Raw genomic sequence first — 23,622 nt, forward strand, 5'->3', positions numbered from 1 at the left:
GCCCGGTTACATTCCGAACCCGGAAGCTAAGCCCTCCAGCGCCGATGGTACTGCACTCGGGAGGGTGTGGGAGAGTAGGACACCGCCGGACAATCATTCCAGTCGAGGGCCGCCCCATCCGGGTCGGCCCTCGACTGCGTAGCGCCATAGGTGGCGCAATGAGGAAGGATGTACCTGTGAGTTCAGGATCGCAGGGCGGAGATCGTCCCCGTCGTTACGAAGACCGCGCGGGCGGGCGCGAGGGCGCCCCGCGCCGTGACGACCGGCCGTCGTTCCGGGATGACCGGGGCGGTCAGCGCGGCGGATACGCCGGCGGCGACCGCCGCGAAGGCGGGTACCGGTCTGGTTCCCGTGATGGCGACTCCCGCGCGGCCGGCGCCCCCCGTCGTGACGGCGCCGAGCGCCAGGGTGGTTTCCGGGGCGACCGCGACGGCTTCCGTGGCGGCGAGCGCCGCGAGGGCGGATTCCGTTCGGGCCTGCCGCGCGAGGGTGGCTTCCGCCGTGACGCTGGCGACCGTGAGGGTGGTTTCCGCGGCGGTGAGCGCCGCGAAGGTGGTTTCCGCGGTGGTGAGCGCCGTGAGGGTGGCGACAGGCCCGGCGGTGGCTTCCGTGGCGGTGAGCGTCGCGAGGGTGGTTTCCGTGGCGGTGACCGCGAGGGTGGTTTCCGTGGCGGCGAGCGTCGCGAGGGTGGCGACAGGCCCGGCGGTGGCTTCCGTGGCGGTGACCGCGAGGGTGGTTTCCGTGGTGGCGAGCGCCGTGAGGGCGGTTTCCGTGGCGGCGAGCGCCGTGAGGGTGGCGACAGGCCCGGCGGTGGTTTCCGTGGCGGTGAGCGTCGCGAGGGTGGTTTCCGTGGCGGTGACCGCGAGGGCGGGTACCGCGGTGGCGAGCGCCGTGAGGGCGGTTTCCGTGGCGGTGACCGCGAGGGCGGGTACCGCGGTGGCGAGCGTCGCGAGGGTGGCTTCCGCGGCGGTGACCGCGACGGCGGCTTCCGTGGCGGCGAGCGCCGTGAGGGCGGGTACCGCGGCGGTGAGCGTCGCGAGGGTGGCTTCCGTGGCGGCGACCGTGAGGGCTTCCGCGGTGGCGAACGCCGCGACGGTGGGTTCCGTCGTGAGGACGGCGAGCGCCAGGGCGGCGGCTTCCGGGGCGGTGACCGCGAGGGCGGGTACCGCGGCGGTGAGCGTCGTGAGGGCGGCTACCGCGGCGGTGAGCGTCGTGAGGGCGGCTACCGGGGTGGCGACCGTCGCGAAGGCGGCTACCGGGGTGGCGACCGTGAGGGCGGTTTCCGTGGCGGTGAGCGCCGCGAAGGCGGGTACCGGGGTGGTGACCGCGAGGGCGGTTTCCGGGGCGGCGAGCGCCGCGACGAGCGGCGGGAGCGACCGGAGGCGGAGGGGGAGCGCACCCAGGCTCCCGCGCTGCCCGACGAGATCGTCGCCACCGACCTCGACAAGGACGTCCGGGCCGAGCTGCTGTCGCTGGCCAAGCCGGTCGCCGAGACGGTCGCCCGACACCTGGTGGCCACGGGTCAGCTGATCGACGAGGACCCGGCGGAGGCGCTGGCGCACGCGCTGGCCGCCCGTCGGCTGGCGTCCCGGATCGCCGCCGTCCGCGAGGCGGTGGGCCTGGCCGCGTACCACGCGGGGGAGTGGCAGACCGCGATCGCGGAGCTGCGCACGTACCACCGGATGACCGGGCTGCAGAGCCACCTGGCGGTGCTCGCGGACTGCGAGCGGGCGCTGGGCCGGGCGGAGCGGGCGATCGACCTGTTCCGTGGTGCGGACCGGGAGAAGCTGGACCAGGCCGTGGCGATCGAGCTGCTGATCGTGGCGGCCGGCGCGCGCGGCGACCTCGGCCAGAAAGACGCCGCGGTTGCCATGCTCCAGGTTCCCGAGCTGACCGCCGAGGCGGCCGAGCCGTGGACGGCCCGGCTGCGCTACGCGTACGCCGACGCGCTGCTCGCGGTCGGTCGTCGTGAGGAGGCCCGCGAGTGGTTCTCCCGGGCGGCCGACGTGGACACCGAGGGCGAGACCGACGCCGCCGAGCGCCTGCTGGAGCTCGACGGTGTGGTGATCGAGGGCGACGAGGAGGACGAGGAGTCCGCCGAGACGATCGCCGCTGGTCCCGGTGCCCCGGGTGCGGTGCCGGCCCGTCCGGATGCCGACCTCACCGGCGACGCCGAGCCCGCCGGGCGCGACGACGACGGGCGACGGGACGAGGCCGGGACCGCCGACGAGCGGGACGAGGCCGGGAGCGCGGACGAGCGGGACGAGGCCGGGAGCGCGGACGTGCCGGCGGACGACCTGGCCGACGACGAGCTGGCCGACGACGAGGCGCGCGCTGTCGCGGCCGGTCACACCGCCGACGGCACCGGGACCGACGCCACCGACGCCGCCCGTGGCGAGTCGGCCGGCACCGGCGAGTCGGACGCCCCGCAGCGATGACGGCGTACGCCGGGGAGCGGCTGGTCGACGGGTACGCCCTGGTCGTGTTCGACCTGGACGGGGTGATCTACCTGATCGACCGGCCGATCCCCGGTGCCGTGGAGGCGGTCGGCCGGCTGCACGCCGAGGGGCGGGGCGTCGCCTACGCGACCAACAACGCCTCGCGCCGTTCCAGCGAGGTGGCCGCCCTGCTCACCGGGATGGGCGTTCCCGCCCGGCCGGAGGAGGTGCTCACCTCCGCGGCGGCCGCCGCCGAGCTGCTCCGCGACCGGCTGCCCCCCGGCGCCGCGGTGCTGGTGGTGGGTGCCGAGGCATTGCGGGCCGAGGTCCGTGCCGCCGGGCTGACGCCGGTGTCCCGGGCCGACGAGTCGCCGGTCGCCGTCGTGCAGGGGTACGGGCCGCAGGTCGGCTGGGTGGACCTGGCCGAGGCGTCGGTGGCCGTACGCGGCGGGGCGACCTGGATCGCCACCAACACCGACCGGACGCTGCCCAGCGGTCGGGGACCGCTGCCGGGCAACGGCGCGCTGGTCGCCGCGCTGCGGACCGCGCTCGGGCGGGATCCCGACGTGATCGTCGGCAAGCCCGAGCCGGCGCTGTTCGCCACCGCGGCCCGCCGCGCCGGCGAGGGCCGGGCGCTGGTGGTCGGCGACCGACTGGACACCGACATCGAGGGCGCCCGGCGGGCGGGCCTGGACAGCCTGCTGGTGCTCACCGGCGTCAGCGACGTGGCCGAGCTGCTCGCCGCCCCGCCGGAGCACCGGCCGACGTACGTTGCGATGGACCTCGGCGGGCTCTTCGACCCGGCGGCGGCGGTGCGGGTCCCGGGCCCGGCGGACGGGTGGTCGGTGGCGTCGCGGGACGGCGCGCTGGAGCTGTCCGGGGCGGGCCGCCCGCTGGACGCTCTGGCGGCGCTGTGCGTGGCCGCCTGGACCGGGGACGCGACGCGGGTGCGTGCCGGGTCGGCGGCGGCCGGGCAGGTGCTGACCGCGTTCGGCCTGTCCGACTGAACGGTCCCGCAGTCCGGCCCGAACGCCCCGGCCCGGTTCTACCCCGGCGGTCGGGCCGCCCCCTGGCCGGGGCTCGGATCAGGCTGCCTCGGCCGGCGGCTCAGAGCAGCTTGCGCAGCTTCATCAGGTCGAGCGGGTTCGCCTTGATCGACACTCGCCGGGACGTGACCGCGCGGGTGATGTCGAGTTCACCGCGGACCAACGCGAGCAGGTCGTCGCTGCTCGTGCTCAGCGCGATCTTCGCCTTCGGGTCGTCGCCGTCGGCCAGGTCGACCAGGCGGCCGTCGGCGAGCCGCCCGTGGAAGGCCGTGTCCAGGTCCGTGATCCGGCAGGCCAGCGTGCGGTCCAGGTCGATCCGTTCCCGCACCGTCTCCGCGTTGCGGTCCAGCCGGGCGGCCAGCTCCTGCAACGCCTGCCGGCACTCGTCCACGCTGGCCACTGTCGCCCCCTCGCCGTTCGCCACGCCGTCCCCGGCACCGTACCGCACAGGGCCTCGCGGGGTGCCCGGTAGCGTGACACCTGCACACCCCCGCCCCGCGGAAGGACTCAGGCATGCAGGACGCGTGGCGCGCCTACCTCGAGCTGGCCATGGGCCTGACGGAGGCGCCCCGGAAGAAGGCCCAGGGGGCGGTGCGCCGCCTCGTCGGCTCGGGCGGGGCGACCGCCGGCCAGTTGCAGGCGCTCGCCGAGGAACTCGTGTCCACCGGTGCGGCGAACCGGGAGGCGCTGACCAAGCTGGTCCGGTTCGAGGTCGACCGGGCCCTCGGCGCGGTGGGGCTCGCCACCGCCGACGAGGTCGCCGAGCTGACCCGCCGGGTGCACGAGCTGGAGCGCCAGCTCCGGGAGGCCAGGACGGCCCCCGCGGCCCCCGCCACCCCGTCGCCGGCGGCCCCCGCCACCCCGTCGCCGGCCCCGGGCGCCACCGAGCCGGCCGCGCCCCCCACGGCCGGGCCGGGCGCGCCCGTCGCGACGCAGGCGGTGGCGAAGAAGGCCGTGGCCAAGAAGGCGGTCGCGAAGAAGGCCGTGGCCAAGAAGGCCGTGGCGAAGCGGGCGCCGTCGGCCGTCGCCCCGGCCGAGGGCAGCCACGTCGAGCAGGTCCCGACGGCGAAGGACCTGGGCGCCGACGTCGAGCAGGTCCAGCCGGCGAAGGCCCAGGGCGCCGACGCCGGGCCTGCCCGGCCGGTGAAGAAGGCGTCCGCCCGCAGGCAGCAGCCGGGCGGCGAGGCGTGATCCGCCCCGCGGCCGGGAGCGGGTCGTGACCGGCCCCCACCGTCCCGGCCCGCCGCCGGGTGCCCGTCCCGGCCCGCCGCCCGCTGCCCGGCCGGGCCCCACGCCCGGACCGCGCCCCGGGCCGCCGCGCCCCGAGCCGCTCGACGACCCCGACGAGGCGCGCCACCCCGCCGTCGACGCCGCCGTGCGCGCGATGGCCAACGCCGCGACGCTCGCCCCGGCCGACCAGATCGCGCAGTACGAGGCGGCGTACGAGACGCTGCGGGAAACCCTCGCCACCATCGACCAGGCCTGACCGGACCGGAGAAGAACCACGCATGGCACGTCGTAACCGGCTGGACGCCGAACTCGTCCGCCGCGGCCTGGCCCGCTCTCGGGAGCAGGCCGCCGCGCTGGTGGAGGCCGGCCGGGTCCAGCTGCGCGGGGTGCCCGCCCGCAAGCCCGCCGCGATGGTCGACCCCGCCGACCCGCTGCTGGTCACGGGCGAGGACCCCAGCTCGGAGTACGTCTCCCGGGGCGGGCACAAACTGGCCGGCGCGCTGACGGCCTTCGCCCCCGGCGGGCTGCGGGTGGCCGGCCGGCGCTGCCTGGACGCGGGCGCCTCCACCGGCGGCTTCACGGACGTGCTGCTGCGCGCCGACGCGGCCGAGGTGGTGGCCGTCGACGTCGGGTACGGGCAGCTCGCCTGGCCGCTGCGCAACGATCCCCGGGTGCGGGTCTTCGAGCGCACCAACGTCCGTACGCTCACTCCGGAGGCCATCGGGGGGCCGGTCGACCTCACGGTCGCCGACCTGTCGTTCATCTCGCTGCGGCTGGTGCTGCCGGCGCTGGCCGGCTGCACCCGGCCCGACGGCGACCTCGCGCTGATGGTGAAGCCGCAGTTCGAGGTCGGCAAGGAGCGGGTCGGCGCCGGCGGGGTGGTCCGCGATCCGGCGCTGCGCGCCGAGGCGGTGCTCGACGTCGCCGCCGCGGCGGCGCGGCTCGACCTCGGTCTGGCCGACGTGGCCGCGAGCCCGCTGCCGGGGCCCAGCGGCAACGTCGAGTTCTTCGTATGGTTACGCCGGGACGCACCGCCGGCCGACCCGGATCGGGTGCGTGCCGTGGTGACCGCCGGGCCGCAGGGCCCGGTGGCGTCCGGCGACCTGCCGGACACGGCGACGGAGGAGGTGGCCGGGTGAGCGAGCAGGCGAGCCCCGCGGTCGTGGCTGGGCCGCGCGGGTGCGGGTGCCGGGCGGGCGCGACGGGACGGCCGTCCCGGTGAGCCGCACGGCCCTGCTGGTGACCCACACCGGCCGCCGTCGCAGCACCGAGCACGCGCGGGCGGTGGCCGCCGACCTCATCGCGGCCGGCTTCGAGGTACGGGTCGTCGCCGAGGAGGCCGACGACCTCGACCTGCCCGGCGTGGTGCCGGTGACCGGCCTGGAGGCGGCCGAGGGCGCGGAGATCGTCTTCGCGCTCGGCGGGGACGGCACGTTCCTGCGCGCGGCCGAGCTGGCCCGGCCGGCGAAGGCGCCGCTGCTCGGCATCAACCTCGGCAAGGTCGGCTTCCTCGCCGAGGCGGAGATCGACGACCTGGACAGCGCGGTGCGGGACGTGGTGGGCCGCAACTACACCGTGGACGAGCGGCTCACGCTGGACGTGACCGCCGAGTTCGACGGCGGCCCGACCATCGAGTCCTGGGCGCTCAACGAGATCAGCGTCGAGAAGGGCGAGCGCGCCCAGATGCTGGAGCTGCTCGTCGACGTGGACGGCCGCCCGCTGTCCCGCTACGGCTGCGACGGCGTGGTCTGCGCGACCCCCACCGGCTCGACGGCGTATGCGTTCTCCGGCGGGGGGCCGGTGGTGTGGCCCGAGGTGGAGGCCCTGCTGCTGGTGCCGATCAGCGCCCACGCGCTGTTCAGCCGGCCGCTGGTGACCGCGCCCACCTCCACGTTCGCCATCACCGTCGACCCGTTCACCACCCTCGCGGTGTTGTCCTGCGACGGCCGGCGCGTCTACGACCTGCCGCCCGGGGCCCGGGTCACCGTGCGGCGCGGCGCGCTGCCCGTGCGCATCGTGCGGCTGCGGGACCGCCCGTTCACCGACCGGCTGGTGGCGAAGTTCGACCTGCCCGTGCACGGTTGGCGCGGCAACCGCCGCTGACGGCGCGTCCGTGGCGGGTGTCCGGCTGGCGGTGACCGGCCTCACCGGCGCCCCGGCCGGTGGTGAGGCGGGGCGCGACGCCCCGGTACGCCCGCGCCGGCTGGTCAACTGTCGGGGGCCGCGTCTACTGTCGGTTGCTGTGCTGGAAGAGCTGCGCATCACCGGACTGGGCGTCATCGAGGACACCACGCTGCCGTTGACCGGCGGCATGAACGTCATCACCGGCGAGACCGGCGCGGGCAAGACCATGGTGGTCACCGGCCTCGGCCTGCTCTTCGGTGGCCGTGCCGACGCGGGGCGGGTTCGCGCCCAGCCCGGCCGGGCGGTGGTCGAGGGGCGGCTGCGGCTCGACGGCCGGGTCGCCGCCGCCGTGCACGCCCGGGTCGTCGACGCCGGCGGCGAGCCCGACGAGGACGGTTCGGTGCTGCTCAGCCGCACGGTCACGGTGGAGGGTCGGTCGCGGGCGCACCTGGGCGGGCGCAGCATGCCGGTGGCCATGCTCGGCGAGGTGGGCGAGCAGGTGGTCGCCGTGCACGGCCAGTCCGACCAGCTGCGGCTGCTGCGTCCGGCCGAGCAGCGGGCCGCGCTGGACCGGTTCGCCGGCCCGGAGCACGAGAAGCTGCTCGACGCGCTGCGCGAGGCGTACGCCCGTTGGCGTGCCGTGGTCGACGACCTGGCCGACCGGCGGCGCAACGCCCGCGAGCGCAGCCAGGAGGCCGACCTGCTGCGGCTCGGCCTGGACGAGATCACCCGGGTCGACCCGCAGCCCGGCGAGGACGACGAGCTGAAGGCGGAGGCGCAGCGGCTGGAGCACGCCGAGGGGCTGCGCACCGCGGCGCAGCTGGCCCACCAGTGCGTGGCCGGCGGCGTGGAGGCGGCCGACGAGACCCCCGACGCCACGGCGCTGCTCGGCACCGCCCGGCGCACCCTGGAGGCGCAGGCCGGCACGGATCCGGCGCTCGGCGAGCTGGCGGGGCGGCTGGAGGAGGCGGCGACGCTGGTGGCGGACGTCTCCGCCGAGCTGTCGGCCTACCTCGCCGCGCTCGACGCCGACCCGGCCCGGTTGCAGGCCCTCTACGAGCGCCGGGCGGCGCTGCGCGCCCTGACCCGCAAGTACGCCGACGACGTCGACGGCGTGATCGCCTGGGCGGAACGGGCCCGCACCCGGCTGTCCGACCTGGACACCTCCGACGAGCTCCTCGACGAGCTGGAGCGGGAGTCGGCGCGGCTGGCCGGCGAGGTGGCCGAGCTGGCCGGCCGGGTGTCGACGTCCCGGCAGGAGGCGGCGACCCGCTTCGCGGAGCAGGTCACCGTCGAGTTGGCCGGCCTGGCCATGCCGCACGCCCGGATCGAGGTGGCGGTGCTGCCGCGGCCGGCCGGCCGGGCGGAGCCGAGCCTGCCGGTCAACGGTGTCGAGGTCGGCGTCGGCCCGGACGGCGGCGACGAGGTCGAGCTGCGCCTGTTGGCCCACCCCGGCGCGCCCGCGCTGCCGCTGCAACGCGGCGCCTCCGGCGGTGAGCTGTCCCGGGTGATGCTCGCCATCGAGGTCGTCTTCGCCGGCTCGGGTGGGCCGCCCACGCTGGTCTTCGACGAGGTGGACGCCGGCGTCGGCGGCCAGGCGGCGGTGGAGATCGGCCGGCGGCTGGCCCGGCTGGCCCGCAGCCACCAGGTGCTCGTGGTCACCCACCTGCCGCAGGTCGCCGCGTTCGCCGACCGGCACCTGGTGGTGGCGAAGGACACGGGCGGAGCGGTCACCACGAGCGGGGTCCGCGTGGTGGAGGACACGGAGCGGGCCCGGGAGTTGGCCCGGATGCTCGCGGGTTTGCCCGATTCCGACCTGGGTATCGCCCATGCCGAGGAGCTTCTCGCTGTGGCGGCCCGGGAAAGGCGTCCGTGAGGGCGGCGATTGTGAGCACAGGCACACCGGCCTGCGCGCTAGTGTGCTTCCCTGGGTAGGCGGCCCTGCTCAGGCATGTCGCGACAGAAATGCCTGCCTCACATGCCAGGATGGTCACGATGCGTCTACCCACGTTGCGCCGGACCCGGAACGCGGAACCGGGCAGAATCCTCGGCACCGCGCGCCTGGACCGCCGGACGAAGCGCCTGGTCGGCCGGCTCCGCCCCGGTGACATCGCGGTCATCGACCACGTCGACGTGGACCGGGTCGCCGCCGACTCGCTCGTCGCGGTCGGTGTCGCCGCCGTGCTCAACGCGAAGCCGTCGGTCTCCGGTCGCTACCCCAACCTCGGGCCGGAGGTGCTGATCGGCGCCGGCATCCCGCTCCTCGACGACCTGGGGGAGGGGATCTTCGAGCGGATCCGTGAGGGCGACACGGTCCGGATCGAGGGCAACACCGTCTACGTCGGCGACGAGCCGGTGGCGCACGGCAGCCTCCAGGACGCCGAGACGGTGGCCAAGGCGATGGCCGATGCCCGGGAGGGCCTGTCGGTCCAGCTCGAGGCGTTCGCCGCCAACACGATGGACTACCTCAAGCAGGAGCGCGCCCTGCTCCTCGACGGCGTCGGCGTGCCGGAGATCCAGACCGAGATCCAGGGGCGGCACTGCCTGATCGTGGTGCGCGGCTACGACTACAAGGCCGACCTGGACGTGCTGCGCCCCTACATCCGCGAGTTCAAGCCGGTGCTGATCGGCGTCGACGGCGGCGCGGACGCGCTGGTGGAGGCCGGCTACACGCCGGACATGATCATCGGTGACATGGATTCGGTCACCGACGACGTGCTGCGCTGCGGCGCCGAGGTGATCGTGCACGCCTACCCGGACGGGCGGGCGCCCGGCCTGGCCCGGGTCACCGGGCTCGGCGTACCGGCGGTGACCTTCCCGGCCGCGGCCACCAGCGAGGACCTGGCCATGCTGCTGGCCGACGAGAAGGGCGCCTCGCTGCTGGTCGCCGTCGGCACCCACGCCACGCTGGTGGAGTTCCTGGACAAGGGCCGCGGCGGCATGGCCTCCACGTTCCTGACCCGGCTCAAGGTCGGCGGCAAGCTCGTCGACGCCAAGGGGGTGAGCCGGCTCTACCGGCAGAGCATCTCCGGCTCCTCGCTGCTGCTGCTGGTGCTCTCCGCGATCGCGGCGATGGCCTCCGCCGTGGCGGTCTCCACCGTCGGCAAGGCGTATTTGGGTGTGGTTTCCGAGTGGTGGAACAATTTCGTGTTCCAGCTTGAACAGCTTTTCTAGCGTCCGACCGATCAAGAGGCTGCAGGTGTGATCAACTTCCGGTACCACGTGGTGTCCCTGACCGCGGTCTTCCTCGCGTTGGCGATCGGTCTGGTGGTCGGCACCGCCGCACTGAACGGCCCGGTCGCCGACTCGCTCAAGGAGAACGTCAACGGGCTGCGCAAGGACAACCAGCTGATGCGCCAGCAGGTCCAGAGCATGGAGAAGGAACTGGAGCTGGAGGAGGACTTCGCGGCCCAGATAGCGGAGTTGTTCCTGCCGGGCAAGCTCACCGGCAAGCGGGTGGTGGTGGTCACCCTGCCCACCGGGCGGGACCACACCGAGGGCGTGGTCAAGATGCTCCAGCTCGGCGGGGCCGAGATGACGGGTCGCATCGACCTGCAGGACAAGTTCATCAATCCGGACAACAACAACGACCTGCTGGAACTGGCGGTCACCGCCGCGCGCCCCACCAGCGCGCCGACCGCCGACCTGCCGGGCAACGGCAACGGGGTGGAGACGTCCAGCGCGCTGCTGGCCAGCGTCCTGCTGGACCGGGCGCCCGGCGCCACCCCGGTCACCGAGGCCGACCGGCGGGCGGTGCTGGCCGCGTACACCAACGCCAACTACCTGACCACCGAGGAGCGGGTCAGCGCGTCGGCGGAGGCCGTCGTCGTGGTCAGCGGGCAGCCGTACGTGGACAAGGACTCGGCGAAGAAGGACGAGTCGGTGCTCAAGGTCGCCGAGCAGTTCGACCGGGCCGGGACGATCGTCGTCGCCGGCAACGGCTCGACCGGCGGCAACCTGGTCGCCGCCGTCCGCGGCGACCCGGTGCTGGTGCAGAGCATCTCCACCGTCGACAACGCCAACACCGTCCAGGGCCAGCTGGTCACCGCCCTCGCGATGGTGCAGCAGGTGACCGAGAAGAAGGCCGGGCAGTACGGCGTCGGCGACAATGCCACCCTGCTGCCTAGACTGCCCCAGTGAGCGAGCGACGTACCCCGGTGTCCGGATCCAGCCGCACGCACGAGCGGGAGGGGACCGCGTGAGTCTGCTCGGTCGACTGTTGATCGCCGGGGCGGGCGCCGCCGCCGCCCGGTACGCCCTACGCGAGGTGCGTACCTCGCCGGCTGGCCCGGCCCTGGGCCGGACGAACTTCCGTGGCCGCACGGTGACCCTGGCCGCCGGGCCGGCGCTCGCCGCCGGGGCCGCCAGCGCGGGCGCGTTCGGCGCCTCCAGCGCGTCCTCGGGCGCTGCGGCCCTGGTCGCCGGGGTGGGTGCCGGGGCCGTCGGGCTCTACGACGACGTGGTGGGCGCGCGGCCGGAGCAGAAGGCGGCCAAGGGCTTCGCCGGTCACCTGGCCGCGCTGCGCGAGGGCCGGATCACCGCCGGGCTCGTCAAGGTCGTCGGGGTGGGCGCGGCAGGGCTCGGCGCCGCCGCGCTGCTCGCCGCCGACCCCAGGGTGGCCGGGCACCGCCGCCGCCAGCGGCAGGGCACGCTGGGCCGGGGCGTCGACGTGCTGCTCGGCGCGGGCGTCATCGCCGGCACCGCGAACCTGCTGAACCTGCTCGACCTGCGACCCGGCCGGGCGCTGAAGTCCGGCATCCTGCTCGGTGCCCCGCTGGCCGGCGGCCCGCACGGCGGGATCGCCGCGGGTGCGGTCGGCGCCGCCGCCGGGCTGCTCCCCGACGACCTCGGCGAGGACGTGATGCTCGGCGACAGCGGCGCGAACGCGCTCGGCGCGCTGCTGGGCGTGGCGCTGGCCGCGCGTACCGGGCCGGTCGGGCGGGCCGGGCTGCTCGCCGTGCTCGCCGGTCTCACCGCGGCCAGCGAGAAGGTCAGCTTCACCCAGGTCATCCAGCGCACCCCCGGGCTGCGCGAACTCGACGCGCTGGGCCGTCGCGCCGACTGACGTGACGACCCCGGCACCCCTCGCCGGCGCCGGCCGCGTCGCCGGAGCCGCCGCGCTCATCGCCGTCCTCACCGTGCTCAGCCGGCTCGCCGGGTTCGGCCGCACCGCCGTCTTCACCTGGGTCGTGCAGAAGAGCGACCTCGGCGGCATGTACGTGATCGCCAACACGGTCCCGAACATCATCTTCGAGATCGTCGCGGGCGGCGCGCTGGCGAGTCTGGTCGTACCGCTGCTGGCCGGGCCGGTCGCGGCCGGGGACCGGCGCGCGGTGGCCGCCACCACCGGCGCCCTGCTCACCTGGACGGTCACCCTGCTGGTGCCGCTGGCCGTGCTGGTCGCGGCGGCGGCCGGCCCGGTCGTGTCGCTGATCAGCGAGGGGCGCTCCGAGGCGGAGGTGGCCGCCGGCGCGCGGATGCTGCGGGTCTTCGCCCCGCAGTTGCCGCTCTACGGCATCGGCATCGTGCTGACCGGCGTGCTCCAGGCGCACCGCCGGTTCGCCTGGCCGGTGATCGCGCCGCTGCTGTCCAGCCTCACCGTGATCGTGGTCTACCTCGCCTTCGGCGGGGCCGAGGGGCGCGGCGCGAGCGTGGCGCAGGTGAGCCGCGGCGGCGAGCTGATCCTGTCGGGCGGCACCACGGCGGGCGTGGTGGTGCTGTCGCTGTCGCTGCTGATCCCGCTGCGCCGGCTGGGGCTGCGGCTGCGCCCCGGGTTCGCGTTCCCCGCCGACGTCCGGGCGCGGGTGAAGGGGTTGGCGCTGGCCGGCGCCGTTACCGTCACCGCCCAGCAGATCGCACTGCTGGTGCTGCTCAAGCGGGTCTCCGGCGGCCCGACCGGCTCGCCGCAGGTGTTCAACCTGGCCCAGACCATGTACCTGTTGCCCTGGGCGGTGCTGGCGGTGCCGCTCGCCGTGGCGGCGTACCCGACGCTGGCGACCGCGGCGGCCGCCGGGGACGACGGGGACTACCGGCGCACGCTCTCCTCGACGGCGCGCCGCGTGCTGCTGTTCAGCTGCCTCGGCGCGGCGGCCCTGGTCGGCACCGCCGCGCCGGTCGCCTCGTTCTTCTACCCGGACGATCCCGGGTCCACGGCCGCCGGGATCGCCGGCTTCGCCCCGGGGCTGCTCGGTTACGGCCTCTTCGCGGTGCTCTCCCGGGCCCTCTACGCCCGCGGCGACACCCGCCCCGCCACCGTGGCGATCACCGCCGGCTGGCTGGCCGTGCCGGTGGCGGCGGTGCCGCTGGCGGCCCTGCTTCCGGTGGCGGACCGGGTGCTGGCGGTCACCCTGGCCAACTCGGCCGGGATGCTGCTGCTCGGCGGCCTGCTGCTCGCCGCCGTGCTGCGCTCGGCCGGGGCCGCCGCGCTCGCCGGCGTCGGCCGGGCCGGCGCCGCCGGTCTGCTCGCCGGTGCCCTGGCGGCGCTCGCCGGGGCGGCCACCGCCCGCTGGCTGGACGCGGCCGGCGACGGCACCCCGACGACACCGGCCGCACTCGTGCAGGGCATGCTGTCCGGAGTCCTGGTCGGCGTCGTGTTCCTCGCCGTGGTCTGGCTGATCGACCGGCGGGATGTGCGACCGCTGCTGGCCGGGGTGCTCCGGCGGCTGAGCCGGGGCCGGCGCGGGCCGGCGGCCCCCGCCGAACGGACGGGTGAGGGCGAGATCCCCCCGGAACGGGGTGACGGGAAGGAGACGGTGTCCCGGTGAGCGGGTGCAGGACGGGTGACCGGCCGGCGGCGACCGACGAGCGGGGGTGGTCCCGGTGACGGAACCGACACCGGACACCAACTGGCGCGGCACCGTGGCCCTGCTGCTCGCCTCCAGCACCGGCGGGGTCGGGCAGCACGTCCGTTCCCTCGCCCAGGGGCTGACCGCCGCGGGCGCCGCCGTGCTGGTCTGCGGGCCCGCCACGACGCAGGAGCAGTTCGACTTCACCGGCGTCGGCGCCCGGTTCCGGCCGGTGGAGATCCCGGCCAGCCCGACCCCTGCCGACGCCCGTGCCGTGGGCGCGCTGCGCCGGACCCTCGCCGCCGAGCCGGTCGACGTGCTGCACGCCCACGGGCTGCGGGCCGGGCTGGTCGCCGTCCTCGCCCGGCCGGCCGTGCCACTCGTGGTCACCTGGCACAACGCGGTGCTCGCCGGCGGGTTGCGCGGCGGCGTGTCCCGCCTCGTCGAGCGGGTCGTCGCCCGGGGCGCCCGGGTGGCCCTCGGCGCCTCCGCCGACCTCGTCGAGCGGGCCGCCGCGCTGGGCGCGATGGACGCCCGGCTCGCCCCGGTCGCCGCGCCGGCGCTGCCCGCGCCGCGCCGCCGCCGGGCCGCCGTCCGCGCCGAGTTCGGCGTCGGCCCGGACCAGCCGCTGATCCTCTCGGTCGGCCGGCTGCACCCGCAGAAGCGGTACGACGTGCTGGTCGACGCGGCCGCCCGGTGGCGCACCCGGACCCCGGCGCCGGTCGTGGTGATCGCCGGCAGCGGCCCGGCCTACCTGCCGCTGGCCGCCCGGATCTCCGCCGCCCGGGCCCCGGTGACCCTGCTCGGGCACCGCACCGACGTGGCCGACCTGCTCGCCGGGGCCGACCTGGCGCTGGTGACCAGCGACTGGGAGGCCCGCCAGCTCTTCGCACAGGAGGCGATGCGGGCCGGCGTACCACTGGTGGCGACCGCCGTCGGCGGCCTGCCGGAGCTGGTCGGCGACGCCGCGGCGCTGGTGCCGCCGGGGGACGTGGACGCGGTCGACGCGGCCGTGCGCGCCCTGCTCGACGACGAGGCCGGTCGGGCCGAGCTGGGCCGGCGGGCCGCCGCCCGGGCCGCGACCTGGCCCACCGAGGCGGACACCCTCGCCCAGCTCGCGGCGCTCTACGCCGAGCTGGCCCCGGACGCGGCAGGATCCGCGGCCCCCGGCGCCGACGGCGGGCCCGCCGAACCCGGACGTGACGGTCACGCCCCGTCGACGGGACGCCGGTGATGGTGCGCAGACTCGCCCCGGCCCTGCTGACCCTGGTCGTGGTGGCGCTCGGCATCGCGGCGCTGACCGCCCGGCCGGACCGGGAGGCGCCCGAGCGCACCGCCGACTTCGTCGTGCTTGCCGGGGTGGCCGGGCTGCGCTGGGAGGACGTCGACCCGGAGACCACCCCGACGCTGTGGCGGATGGCCCGCGACGGCTCCATCGGCTCCCTCTCGGTGCGCTCCGCGCACCGGCCGACCTGCCCCGTGGACGGCTGGCTGACCCTCGGGGCGGGCAGCTACGCCGCCTGGAACGGCAGCCGACAGGTCGGGGGCTGCCCCCCGACGGCGGTGACCGTGGAGCAACCCGACGGCATCGGCGCGAACCTGCCCGACCAGGAGAGCGTCGTCCTGCACAACCAGGAGCGGCTGCCGTGGGGCGCGGTGCCCGGCGCGCTGTCGGAGTCGGTGCGCTGCTCGGTGGCGGTCGGGCCCGGTGCGGCGGTGGCCGCCGCCCGGCCGTTCGGCCGGGTCGACCGGTACGCGGCCGCCCTGCCCGAGGACCCCGCCGAGCTGCTCGGCTCGTGCGTGCTGAGCATCGTCGACCTCGGCACGGTCGCCGGCGAGGACCCGACGGCCCGGGCCACGGCGGCCCGCGAGGCCGACGCCCGGCTGGCCCGGGTGCTCGCCGCCCGGCCGCCCCGCTCGCTGGTCATCGTCGCCGGGGTGTCCGACACCGAGGTGCCGTCCCGGCTGCACGTGGCCGTCGCCGACGGGCCGGGCTGGGAGCGCGGATGGCTCACCTCGGCCAGCACCGGCCGGGAGGGCTACCTGCAACTGGTCGACCTCGCACCGACCGCGCTCACCGCGTTGGGCCGGCCGATGCCCGAGCGGCTCTTCCTCGGCCGGCCGGCCGAATCGGTCGGCGGGCGGCCGGCGGACCTGGCCACCGCGATCGCGCAGCCCGCCGACGCCGACCGGGAGGCGGCCGCCCAACGGCGGGTGGCGGACTGGTTCTTCGCCCTGCTCGCCGGCGTCCAGGTGCTCCTGGCGGTGGCGGTGCTGCCGTTGCTGCGCCGGGCCCGCCGGCACGCCGGCCCGTACGGCCCGGAGCCGGTGTCGCGGCGGGTCGTGTCGGTCGTCGAGCTGCTGCTGATCGGGGCCGCCCTGGCTGTGCCAGCGGCCCTGCTCGCCGACGCGGTGCCGTGGTGGCGCGGCGACCACGCCGGCGTCTACTTCGCCGGGGTGACCGTGCTGCTGCTGGTCGCCGCGACCGCGATGGTCCGGCTGGCGCCGGGGTACGCGAGCACCCTCGGCCCGCTCGGCGCGGTGGCGGGCCTGACCACGCTGGCCGTCGGGGTGGACGTGCTCACCGGCGCCCGCCTCCAGCTCAACGGGGTGGTCGGCTACTCGGCCCTGGAGGGCGGCCGGTACGCCGGGCTGGGCACCGTCGGGCTCGGCGTGTTCCTGGCCGGCGCCCTGCTGAGCGCGGGGTGGCTGGCCCAGCGGGTCCGCCGGTCCTGGCGGCCGATCGTCATGGTGGTCGTCGGCGGCGCGGCCGTGGTGGTCGTCGGCAGCCCGTACCTGGGGTCCGACCCGGTCGGCGCGATCGCGTTGACCGCCGGGCTGAGCGTCGCCGCCGCGATCAGCGCCGGCGGCTGGCTGACGATCAGCCGGCTGGCCTGGGCGACCATGGCCGGGCTGGCGCTGACCATCGGCTTCGCGGTGCTGGACCTGCGCCGGCCCGCCGCCGAGCGGGGCAGCCTCGGCCGGTTCCTGGCCGCCGTCGGCGACGGCACCGGCGGGCTTACCGTGCACCGTTCCAGCACCGCAAACTTCGACACCCTGGTCAACAGCCCGCTGACCGTGCTGGCCCTGGCCGGCGCCCTGCTGGTCTGGTTCGCCCTGCTCCAGCCGTGGGGCGGGCTGATGCGGCTGTTCGGCATCTACCCGGCGATGCGGGCGGCGATGGCCGGCACCGCCGTGGCCGCGGTGATCGGCGGGGTGCTGGGCGGCGACGCCCTGGACGTGGCCGGCGCGGCCGGCGCCCTGGTGGTGCCGATGGCGGCGCTGTCCGCGCTGCGGGTGCTCGACCACTCGACCGACCGCACCCAGCCCGACGCGGCCCGCCAGAGCGACGGCGGGCCGGGCGGGGCCGGCCAGAGCGACGGCGGGCCGGGCGGGGCCGGCCAGAGCGACGGCGGGCCGGGCGGGGCCGGCGACGGGCCGGGCGGCGGGGGATCGGACGACGGCGGCCCGGACGGCCCGGGGGCGGCGGGCGCCGGGGCGAGCACCGCGGATCCGGTCGCCGGGCCGGACGCGCCGGCCGGTCGGCCATCGACCGAGGTCACGGCCTCCTGAGCGGGCCGGCGGCCGGTACGGGTGCGCCGGGCGGTGGGGCCGGGTGAGGTGTTACCGTGGAATCCCGTGGATCGCGTGATCACTTTGCTGATCGGCACGGCGGTCTGCACGACCGCGACGGACGACACGGGAGCAGGCCTTGGCCCCTTCAGCACGGACGACCAGGCACATTTTCGTCACCGGGGGCGTCGCCTCCTCGCTGGGTAAGGGCCTCACCGCCTCCAGCCTCGGCAACCTGCTCACCGCGCGCGGCATGCGCGTGGTCATGCAGAAGCTCGACCCCTACCTCAACGTCGACCCGGGGACGATGAACCCGTTCCAGCACGGCGAGGTCTTCGTGACCGAGGACGGCGCCGAGACCGACCTCGACGTCGGGCACTACGAGCGCTTCCTGGACCGGGCGCTCTCCGGGAAGGCGAACGTCACCACCGGCCAGATCTACTCGGACGTGATCGCGAAGGAGCGGCGCGGCGAGTACCTGGGCGACACCGTCCAGGTCATCCCGCACATCACCAACGAGATCAAGTCGCGGATCCTGGCCATGGCCGACCCGGACGACGACGGCCAGGTGCCGGACGTCGTGATCACCGAGGTCGGCGGCACGGTCGGCGACATCGAGTCGCTGCCGTTCCTGGAGGCGATCCGGCAGGTCCGCCACGACCTGGGCCGGGACAACTGCTTCTACCTGCACGTCTCGCTGGTGCCGTACCTGGCGCCGTCGGGGGAGCTGAAGACCAAGCCGACCCAGCACTCGGTGGCCCAGCTGCGCAGCATCGGCATCCAGCCCGACGCGCTGGTGCTGCGCTGCGACCGGGAGATCCCCGACAAGGTCAAGCAGAAGCTGTCGCTCTACTGCGACGTCGACCGCGAGGCGGTCACCGCCGCCCCGGACGCGCCGAGCATCTACGACATCCCCAAGGTGCTGCACCGGGAGGGCCTCGACGCGTACGTGGTGCGCCGGCTCGGCCTCTCCTTCCGCGACGTGGACTGGGCCAGCTGGGACGACCTGCTGGACCGGGTGCACCAGCCCCGCCACACCGTCACCGTCGCCGTGGTCGGCAAGTACGTCGACCTGCCCGACGCGTACCTGTCGGTGAGCGAGGCGATCCGGGCCGCCGGTTTCGGCCACCGGGCCCGGGTGCAGCTGCGCTGGGTGCCCAGCGACGAGTGCGTCACCCCGACCGGCGCCGCAGCCGCCCTGGCCGGCGTGGACGGCATCGTCATCCCGGGCGGCTTCGGGGTGCGCGGCATCGAGGGCAAGATCGGCACCGCCCGGTACGCCCGGGAGAACGGCATCCCGCTGCTCGGCCTCTGCCTCGGCCTGCAGTGCATGACCATCGAGGTGGCCCGGCACCTGGCCGGCCTGGAGGGCGCCAACTCGCTGGAGTTCGACGAGGAGGCGAAGCACCCGGTCATCGCCACCATGGCCGACCAGGAGGACATCGTCGCCGGCAGGGGCGACCTGGGCGGCACGATGCGGCTCGGGGCGTACCCGGCGACGCTGGCCGAGGGCTCGCTGGTCGCCGAGGCGTACGGCAGCACCGAGATCAGCGAGCGGCACCGGCACCGGTACGAGGTGAACAACGCCTACCGGGACCAGCTCACCAAGGCGGGCCTGCGCTTCTCCGGCACCTCGCCGGACGGCCGGCTGGTCGAGTTCATCGAGCTGGACCGCGGCCTGCACCCGTTCTTCGTGGCCACCCAGGCGCACCCGGAGCTGAAGAGCCGCCCGACCCGGCCGCACCCGCTGTTCGCCTCCTTCGTCAAGGCGGCCGTGGCGTACTCCGAGGCCGACCAGCTTCCGGTGGACCTGGAGGCGGCGGAGAACGCGGCGGCGAAGAAGGCCTCCCGCAACGGCGGCGCCGCCGCGAAGGCGGCGTCGGCCTCGTGAGCGAGCGGAGCGAGCAAGCCATCGGGCACCGCAGCGCCGTCGAGCACCGCTACGAGGTGCGCTCCCGCACCGAGCGCTACCGCGGCCGGATCTTCGACGTGGTCAGCGAGGAGGTGACCATGCCGGGCGGCGGGACGGGGGTCCGGGACTTCGTCCGGCACGTCGGCGCGGTGGCCGTGGTGGCGCTCGACTCCGCCGGCCAGGTGGTGCTGATCCGCCAGTACCGCCACCCCGTCGGGCGGCACCTGTGGGAGCTGCCCGCCGGGCTGACCGACGTCTCCGGCGAGGACCTGGCCGCCGCCGCGGCCCGGGAGCTGGCCGAGGAGGTCGACCTCGTCGCGGGTCGGCTCGACGTCCTGGTCGACCTGCACAGCTCGCCGGGTTTCACCAACGAGCTGGTCCGGGTGTTCCTGGCCCGGGACCTGACCGACGTGCCGGCCGAGCGGCGCCACGAGCGCAGCGAGGAGGAGGCCGACCTCCAGGTCGTCCGGATCGACCTGGACGAGGCGGTCGGCATGGTCCTCGCGGGGGAGATCACCAACGCGTCCTGCGTGGCCGGGCTGCTCGCCGCCGCCCGGGGCCGCGACGCCGGCTGGTCGGCGCTGCGCCGGGCGGACACGCCGCCGCCGCGCTGAGTCGGCCGCGCCGGACGCGGTACGTGGAGAAGGGGCCGTGCGGTTCGCCGCACGGCCCCTTCGTCGTTCCGGTCGGGTCAGTCGCGCAGCGGCCGGCCCTGCCCGTCGACGCCACCGTTGACGAGGATCAGGATGCCGTCGATGAGGCCCCAGATGCTGCCGAAGCCGCAGGTCACGATGCTCACCACGAGCTGGAGGACACCGGTCTTGGTGTCGCCCATGTAGAACCGGCCGGCGCCGAAGCCGCCCAGGAAGATGCCGAGGAGGCCGGCGACGAGCTTGCTCTTGTCGGAAACGCCCGTCGGGTACCCGGGCTGGTAAGGAGGTGTGGTCATGAGGCGACACCCTAGTGATCCACTCTCGTCGTGTCCGCAGCGGGACCCACTGGATGGGACGATAATGGACGAACATTGTCCTGACGGCTGAGGGGGAGTCCCACCGCCGGCCGGGTCGACGCCTGACACTTCGTCAGGGTGGGCGGGCACCGGATGTCACTGTGCTGGCTCATTTCGGGCGGCGGCGCGCCTAGACTGCCGCCGACGGGACCGGTGGACCGCGGCGGCAAAGGGGCCGTCGTGGCGCCGAGCAGTCGGGGGAGAGCAGCCCCGGAGAGAGGTGTCTGCATCGTGAAGGTCGGAATCCCCCGCGAGGTCAAGAACCACGAGTACCGCGTGGCGATCACGCCGGCGGGCATCAACGAGTTCGTCCGCGGCGGTCACCAGGTCTTCGTCGAGGCCGGCGCCGGGGTCGGGTCCAGCATCAGCGACGACGACTTCGCCGCCGCCGGGGCCAAGATCCTGGCCACCGCCGACGAGGTGTGGGACACCGCCGGGCTGGTGCTCAAGGTCAAGGAGCCGGTCGCCGAGGAGTACCACCGGATGCGCGCGGGGCAGGTGCTCTTCACCTACCTGCACCTGGCCGCGTCCAAGGAATGCACCGATGCGCTGCTCGACCGCAAGGTGACCGGCATCGCCTACGAGACGGTGGAGCTGCCCGACCGGTCCCTGCCCCTGCTCGCCCCGATGTCCGAGGTGGCGGGCCGACTCGCACCGCAGGTGGGCGCGTACCACCTGCAGGCGCAGGGCGGCGGGCGGGGCATCCTGATGGGCGGCGTCTCCGGCGTCTACGCCGCGAAGACCGTGGTCATCGGCGCCGGCGTCTCCGGCATGAACGCCGCCGCGATCGCGCTCGGCCTGCAGGCCGAGGTGCTGCTGCTGGACAAGAACGTCGCCCGGCTGCGCCAGGCCGACGCCATCTACCGCGGCCACCTCCAGACGGTCGCCTCCAACGCGTACGAGATCGAGCGGGCCGTGCTCGACGCGGACCTGGTCATCGGCGCGGTGCTGGTGCCCGGCGCGAAGGCCCCGACCCTGATCTCCAACGAGTTGGTCTCCCGGATGAAGCCGGGCAGCGTGCTGGTCGACATCTCCATCGACCAGGGCGGCTGCTTCGAGGACTCGCGTCCCACCACGCACGCCGCCCCGACCTACAAGGTCCACGAGTCGATCTTCTACTGCGTGGCGAACATGCCGGGCGCCGTGCCGCACACCAGCACCTACGCGCTGACCAACGTCACCCTGCCGTACGCCCTGGAGTTGGCCAACCACGGCTGGCGGGAGGCGCTGCGCCGCGACCCGGCGCTGGCGCTGGGCCTGAACACCCACGACGGCCAGGTCACCTACGGCCCGGTCGCCGAGGCGCACGGCATGCGGGCCCTGCCGCTGGCCGACGCGCTGGCCTGAGGGGCGGCGGGCTGACCGGCACACCGGACGGGGCCGGCGCGGGCGCGGAGCCCGCGCCGGCCCTGCGCCGTGCCGTCCGTGGCTACCTGGACCACCTCACCGTCGAACGCGGACTGTCGGCGAACACGCTCTCGTCGTACCGCCGGGACCTGGAGCGCTACCTGGCCACCCTGGCGGCGGCCGGGGTGCCGGACCTGGCGGCGGTCGGCCCCGGCCAGGTCGAGGAGCACCTGTCCCGGCTGCGGGCCGGCGACGACGCGCACCCGCCGCTGGCGGTCTCGTCCGCGGCGCGGGCGGCCAGCGCGGTGCGCGGGCTGCACCGCTTCGCGCTGCGCGAGGGGCTGGCCGGCGGCGACCCCAGCCGCGACGTCCGCCCGCCCACCCCGCCGCGCCGGCTGCCCCGCGCGCTGCCGGTGGACGACGTGGTCCGGCTGCTGGAGACCGTCGGCGCCGTGACCGCCACCGGCGACGGTGCGCCGCTCGCGCTGCGCGACCGGGCGCTGCTGGAGTTCCTGTACGGCACCGGGGCGCGGATCTCCGAGGCGGTCGGCGCGGCCGTCGACGACGTCGATGTCGGCGAGGGCACCGTCGTCCTGCGCGGCAAGGGCGGCCGCACCCGACTGGTCCCCATCGGCGGGTACGCGGTCGAGGCGCTGAGCGCCTGGCTGGTGCGGGCCCGGCCCGGGCTGGCCGCCGCCGGCCGGGGCACCCCGGCGGTGTTCCTCAACGCCCGCGGCGGCGCGCTGTCCCGGCAGGGGGCCTGGACCATCCTGCGCCGCGCCGCCCAGCGGGCCGGCCTGCCGGTGGACGGGCCGCAGGCGGTCTCCCCGCACACCCTGCGCCACTCCTACGCCACCCACCTGCTCGACGGCGGCGCGGACGTGCGGGTGGTGCAGGAGTTGCTCGGCCACGCCTCGGTGACCACCACCCAGGTCTACACGCTGGTCACCGTGGAACGGCTGCGCGAGGTGTACGCCACCGCCCATCCCCGGGCCCGCGGCTGACCCCGTCGACCGTCCGGCCGGTGGGCGGCGGCCGGTCCGCCGGGGGTGGCCTGGTCGGCGGGGCGGCGACACGCCGAGCGGGTGCGACCGGCCCGCCGGCCGGTGGCGTACAGTCGGCATCGGCGCGGACCTCCTGGGGCGAAGCAGACGGGGTGCGCAGCGGCGCCGCGCAGGACGTCGGACGGCTCCGACGCCGGGTGGTCGTCGGGAGGGGGCAACGAGGACATGGCTGGCAACGGTGACCGTGCCGAGACCTGGACGTCGGAGCTCCGCGAGCAGCAGGCCACGCTCGGGGCGGATCTCGGCCCCGCGGATCCGGCGGCCTACACGATGCGCAAGCCGATTCCCGAGCCGATGCCGACCGACCGGCACGGCCCGGCCCGGATCATCGCGATGGCCAACCAGAAGGGCGGCGTCGGCAAGACCACCACGACCATCAACCTGGGCGCCGCGCTGGCCGAATACGGCCGCAAGGTGCTGCTGGTCGACTTCGACCCGCAGGGCGCCCTCTCGGTCGGGCTGGGGGTCAACCCCCACAACCTCGACCTGTCGGTCTACAACCTCCTCATGCAGGACGACGTCACCGCCGAGGACGTCCTGATCAAGACCGACGTGGCGGGGCTGCACCTGCTGCCGGCCAACATCGACCTCTCCGCGGCCGAGATCCAGCTGGTCAACGAGGTCGCCCGGGAGATGGCCCTGGCCCGGGTGCTCCGGTCGATCCGCAAGGAGTACGACTACATCCTGATCGACTGCCAGCCCTCGCTGGGCCTGCTGGCGATCAACGCGCTCACGGTCGCGCACGGCGTGCTCATCCCGCTGGAGTGCGAGTTCTTCAGCCTGCGCGGTGTCGCCCTGCTGCTGGACACCATCGACAAGGTGCGCGAGCGGCTCAACTTCGACCTGGAGCTCGAGGGCATCCTCGCCACCATGTACGACAGCCGCACCACCCACTGCCGGCAGGTGCTCCAGCGGGTGGTGGAGGCGTTCGGCGACAAGGTCTACCAGACGGTGATCACCAAGACCGTCAAGTTCCCCGAGTCCACCGTCGCCGGTGCCCCGATCACCACGCTCGACCCGGCCTCGTCCGGCGCCCGCAACTACCGCCAGCTCGCCCGCGAGGTGATCGCCGCCCAGGCGGAGCGGTAGGCCCG

The 23,622-nt window shown here is 75.5% G+C and carries 21 protein-coding genes and 1 rRNA gene; 19 read left to right on the forward strand and 3 right to left on the reverse strand.

Translation table 11 applies throughout. The features are described from left to right. Positions 1-91, forward strand: a 5S ribosomal RNA gene (rrf, locus tag ACGF5C_RS29180); the annotation flags it as partial. A 91-nt stretch (positions 92-182) separates the two neighbouring features. On the opposite strand, the gene ACGF5C_RS29185 is transcribed toward rrf, so the two are convergent. Then, on the reverse strand, positions 183-1,508 hold the full coding sequence (locus ACGF5C_RS29185; RefSeq protein WP_393306844.1) for a hypothetical protein: 1,326 nt from the start codon (positions 1,506-1,508) through the stop codon (positions 183-185). Here ACGF5C_RS29185 and ACGF5C_RS29190 point away from each other — a divergent pair. Continuing rightward, the gene (locus ACGF5C_RS29190) at positions 1,467-2,438 is read left to right on the forward strand and encodes a Replicase polyprotein 1ab (protein WP_393306838.1); all 972 of its coding nucleotides are present in this window, start codon (positions 1,467-1,469) and stop codon (positions 2,436-2,438) included. The genes ACGF5C_RS29185 and ACGF5C_RS29190 overlap by 42 nt on opposite strands. Further along, positions 2,435-3,445, forward strand: a complete 1,011-nt coding sequence (locus ACGF5C_RS29195) for an HAD-IIA family hydrolase (protein ID WP_393306739.1) — start codon at positions 2,435-2,437, stop codon at positions 3,443-3,445. The genes ACGF5C_RS29190 and ACGF5C_RS29195 overlap by 4 nt, the downstream gene beginning before the upstream one ends. A gap of 100 nt (positions 3,446-3,545) precedes the next feature. Here the strand turns inward: ACGF5C_RS29195 and ACGF5C_RS29200 are convergent, their stop codons facing one another. Next, positions 3,546-3,884: an SCP2 sterol-binding domain-containing protein gene (locus ACGF5C_RS29200; protein WP_350712397.1), complete on the reverse strand. Its 339-nt coding sequence runs from the start codon at positions 3,882-3,884 to the stop codon at positions 3,546-3,548. Between the two features lie 113 nt (positions 3,885-3,997). On the opposite strand from ACGF5C_RS29200, the gene ACGF5C_RS29205 reads away from it, so the two are divergent. The 13 genes from ACGF5C_RS29205 (at position 3,998) to ACGF5C_RS29265 (ending at position 19,722) form a co-directional block, all read left to right on the forward strand. Then, positions 3,998-4,675 (forward strand): phasin family protein, encoded by a 678-nt coding sequence (locus tag ACGF5C_RS29205; protein WP_393306741.1) that lies wholly within the window; start codon positions 3,998-4,000, stop codon positions 4,673-4,675. Between the two features lie 25 nt (positions 4,676-4,700). Then, entirely contained in the window at positions 4,701-4,970 is a 270-nt protein-coding gene (locus tag ACGF5C_RS29210; RefSeq protein WP_393306743.1) for a hypothetical protein, read from the forward strand. Positions 4,971-4,992: 22 nt separating this feature from the next. Further along, entirely contained in the window at positions 4,993-5,853 is an 861-nt protein-coding gene (locus tag ACGF5C_RS29215) for a TlyA family RNA methyltransferase (RefSeq protein WP_393306745.1), read from the forward strand. Between the two features lie 79 nt (positions 5,854-5,932). Next, positions 5,933-6,817 carry an NAD kinase gene (locus tag ACGF5C_RS29220; RefSeq protein WP_357463470.1) on the forward strand — a complete coding sequence of 295 codons (885 nt, stop codon included), beginning with the start codon at positions 5,933-5,935 and terminating at the stop codon, positions 6,815-6,817. A 139-nt stretch (positions 6,818-6,956) separates the two neighbouring features. After that, the gene (recN, locus tag ACGF5C_RS29225) at positions 6,957-8,714 is read left to right on the forward strand and encodes a DNA repair protein RecN (protein ID WP_393306747.1); all 1,758 of its coding nucleotides are present in this window, start codon (positions 6,957-6,959) and stop codon (positions 8,712-8,714) included. 119 nt (positions 8,715-8,833) lie between these two features. Then, on the forward strand, positions 8,834-10,012 hold the full coding sequence (steA, locus tag ACGF5C_RS29230) for a putative cytokinetic ring protein SteA (RefSeq protein WP_350712376.1): 1,179 nt from the start codon (positions 8,834-8,836) through the stop codon (positions 10,010-10,012). 27 nt (positions 10,013-10,039) lie between these two features. Then, a complete protein-coding gene (locus ACGF5C_RS29235; RefSeq protein WP_393306749.1) occupies positions 10,040-10,978 on the forward strand; it encodes a copper transporter in 939 nt (312 codons plus the stop codon). A 58-nt stretch (positions 10,979-11,036) separates the two neighbouring features. Continuing rightward, positions 11,037-11,903, forward strand: coding sequence for a hypothetical protein (locus ACGF5C_RS29240; RefSeq protein ID WP_393306751.1), 867 nt, complete (start codon positions 11,037-11,039; stop codon positions 11,901-11,903). Position 11,904: 1 nt separating this feature from the next. Then, positions 11,905-13,602, forward strand: a complete 1,698-nt coding sequence (gene murJ, locus ACGF5C_RS29245; protein WP_393306753.1) for a murein biosynthesis integral membrane protein MurJ — start codon at positions 11,905-11,907, stop codon at positions 13,600-13,602. Between the two features lie 55 nt (positions 13,603-13,657). Beyond that, complete coding sequence (locus ACGF5C_RS29250) at positions 13,658-14,857, forward strand: glycosyltransferase family 4 protein (RefSeq protein ID WP_393306754.1); 1,200 nt, start codon at positions 13,658-13,660, stop codon at positions 14,855-14,857. Continuing rightward, complete coding sequence (locus tag ACGF5C_RS29255) at positions 14,857-17,196, forward strand: hypothetical protein (protein WP_393306756.1); 2,340 nt, start codon at positions 14,857-14,859, stop codon at positions 17,194-17,196. The genes ACGF5C_RS29250 and ACGF5C_RS29255 overlap by 1 nt, the downstream gene beginning before the upstream one ends. A 139-nt stretch (positions 17,197-17,335) precedes the next feature. Then, a complete protein-coding gene (locus ACGF5C_RS29260) occupies positions 17,336-19,087 on the forward strand; it encodes a CTP synthase (RefSeq protein WP_393306758.1) in 1,752 nt (583 codons plus the stop codon). Beyond that, positions 19,084-19,722 (forward strand): NUDIX domain-containing protein, encoded by a 639-nt coding sequence (locus tag ACGF5C_RS29265; protein WP_393306760.1) that lies wholly within the window; start codon positions 19,084-19,086, stop codon positions 19,720-19,722. The genes ACGF5C_RS29260 and ACGF5C_RS29265 overlap by 4 nt, the downstream gene beginning before the upstream one ends. 77 nt (positions 19,723-19,799) lie before the next feature. Here ACGF5C_RS29265 and ACGF5C_RS29270 read toward each other — a convergent pair whose 3' ends face one another. Then, a complete protein-coding gene (locus ACGF5C_RS29270; protein WP_357463500.1) occupies positions 19,800-20,057 on the reverse strand; it encodes a TM2 domain-containing protein in 258 nt (85 codons plus the stop codon). A 291-nt stretch (positions 20,058-20,348) separates the two neighbouring features. Between ACGF5C_RS29270 and ald the strand changes: the two genes are divergently transcribed. The 3 genes from ald (at position 20,349) to ACGF5C_RS29285 (ending at position 23,617) form a co-directional block, all read left to right on the forward strand. After that, the gene (gene ald, locus ACGF5C_RS29275) at positions 20,349-21,464 is read left to right on the forward strand and encodes an alanine dehydrogenase (protein ID WP_393306762.1); all 1,116 of its coding nucleotides are present in this window, start codon (positions 20,349-20,351) and stop codon (positions 21,462-21,464) included. 11 nt (positions 21,465-21,475) lie between these two features. Beyond that, entirely contained in the window at positions 21,476-22,468 is a 993-nt protein-coding gene (locus tag ACGF5C_RS29280; protein ID WP_393306840.1) for a site-specific tyrosine recombinase XerD, read from the forward strand. Positions 22,469-22,693: 225 nt separating this feature from the next. Further along, complete coding sequence (locus tag ACGF5C_RS29285) at positions 22,694-23,617, forward strand: ParA family protein (protein ID WP_036375269.1); 924 nt, start codon at positions 22,694-22,696, stop codon at positions 23,615-23,617. Positions 23,618-23,622: the final 5 nt, after the last annotated feature.

Origin of the sequence: Micromonospora sp. NPDC047620, from assembly GCF_043205005.1 — a bacterium.
In the GTDB taxonomy this organism is placed as follows: domain Bacteria; phylum Actinomycetota; class Actinomycetes; order Mycobacteriales; family Micromonosporaceae; genus Micromonospora.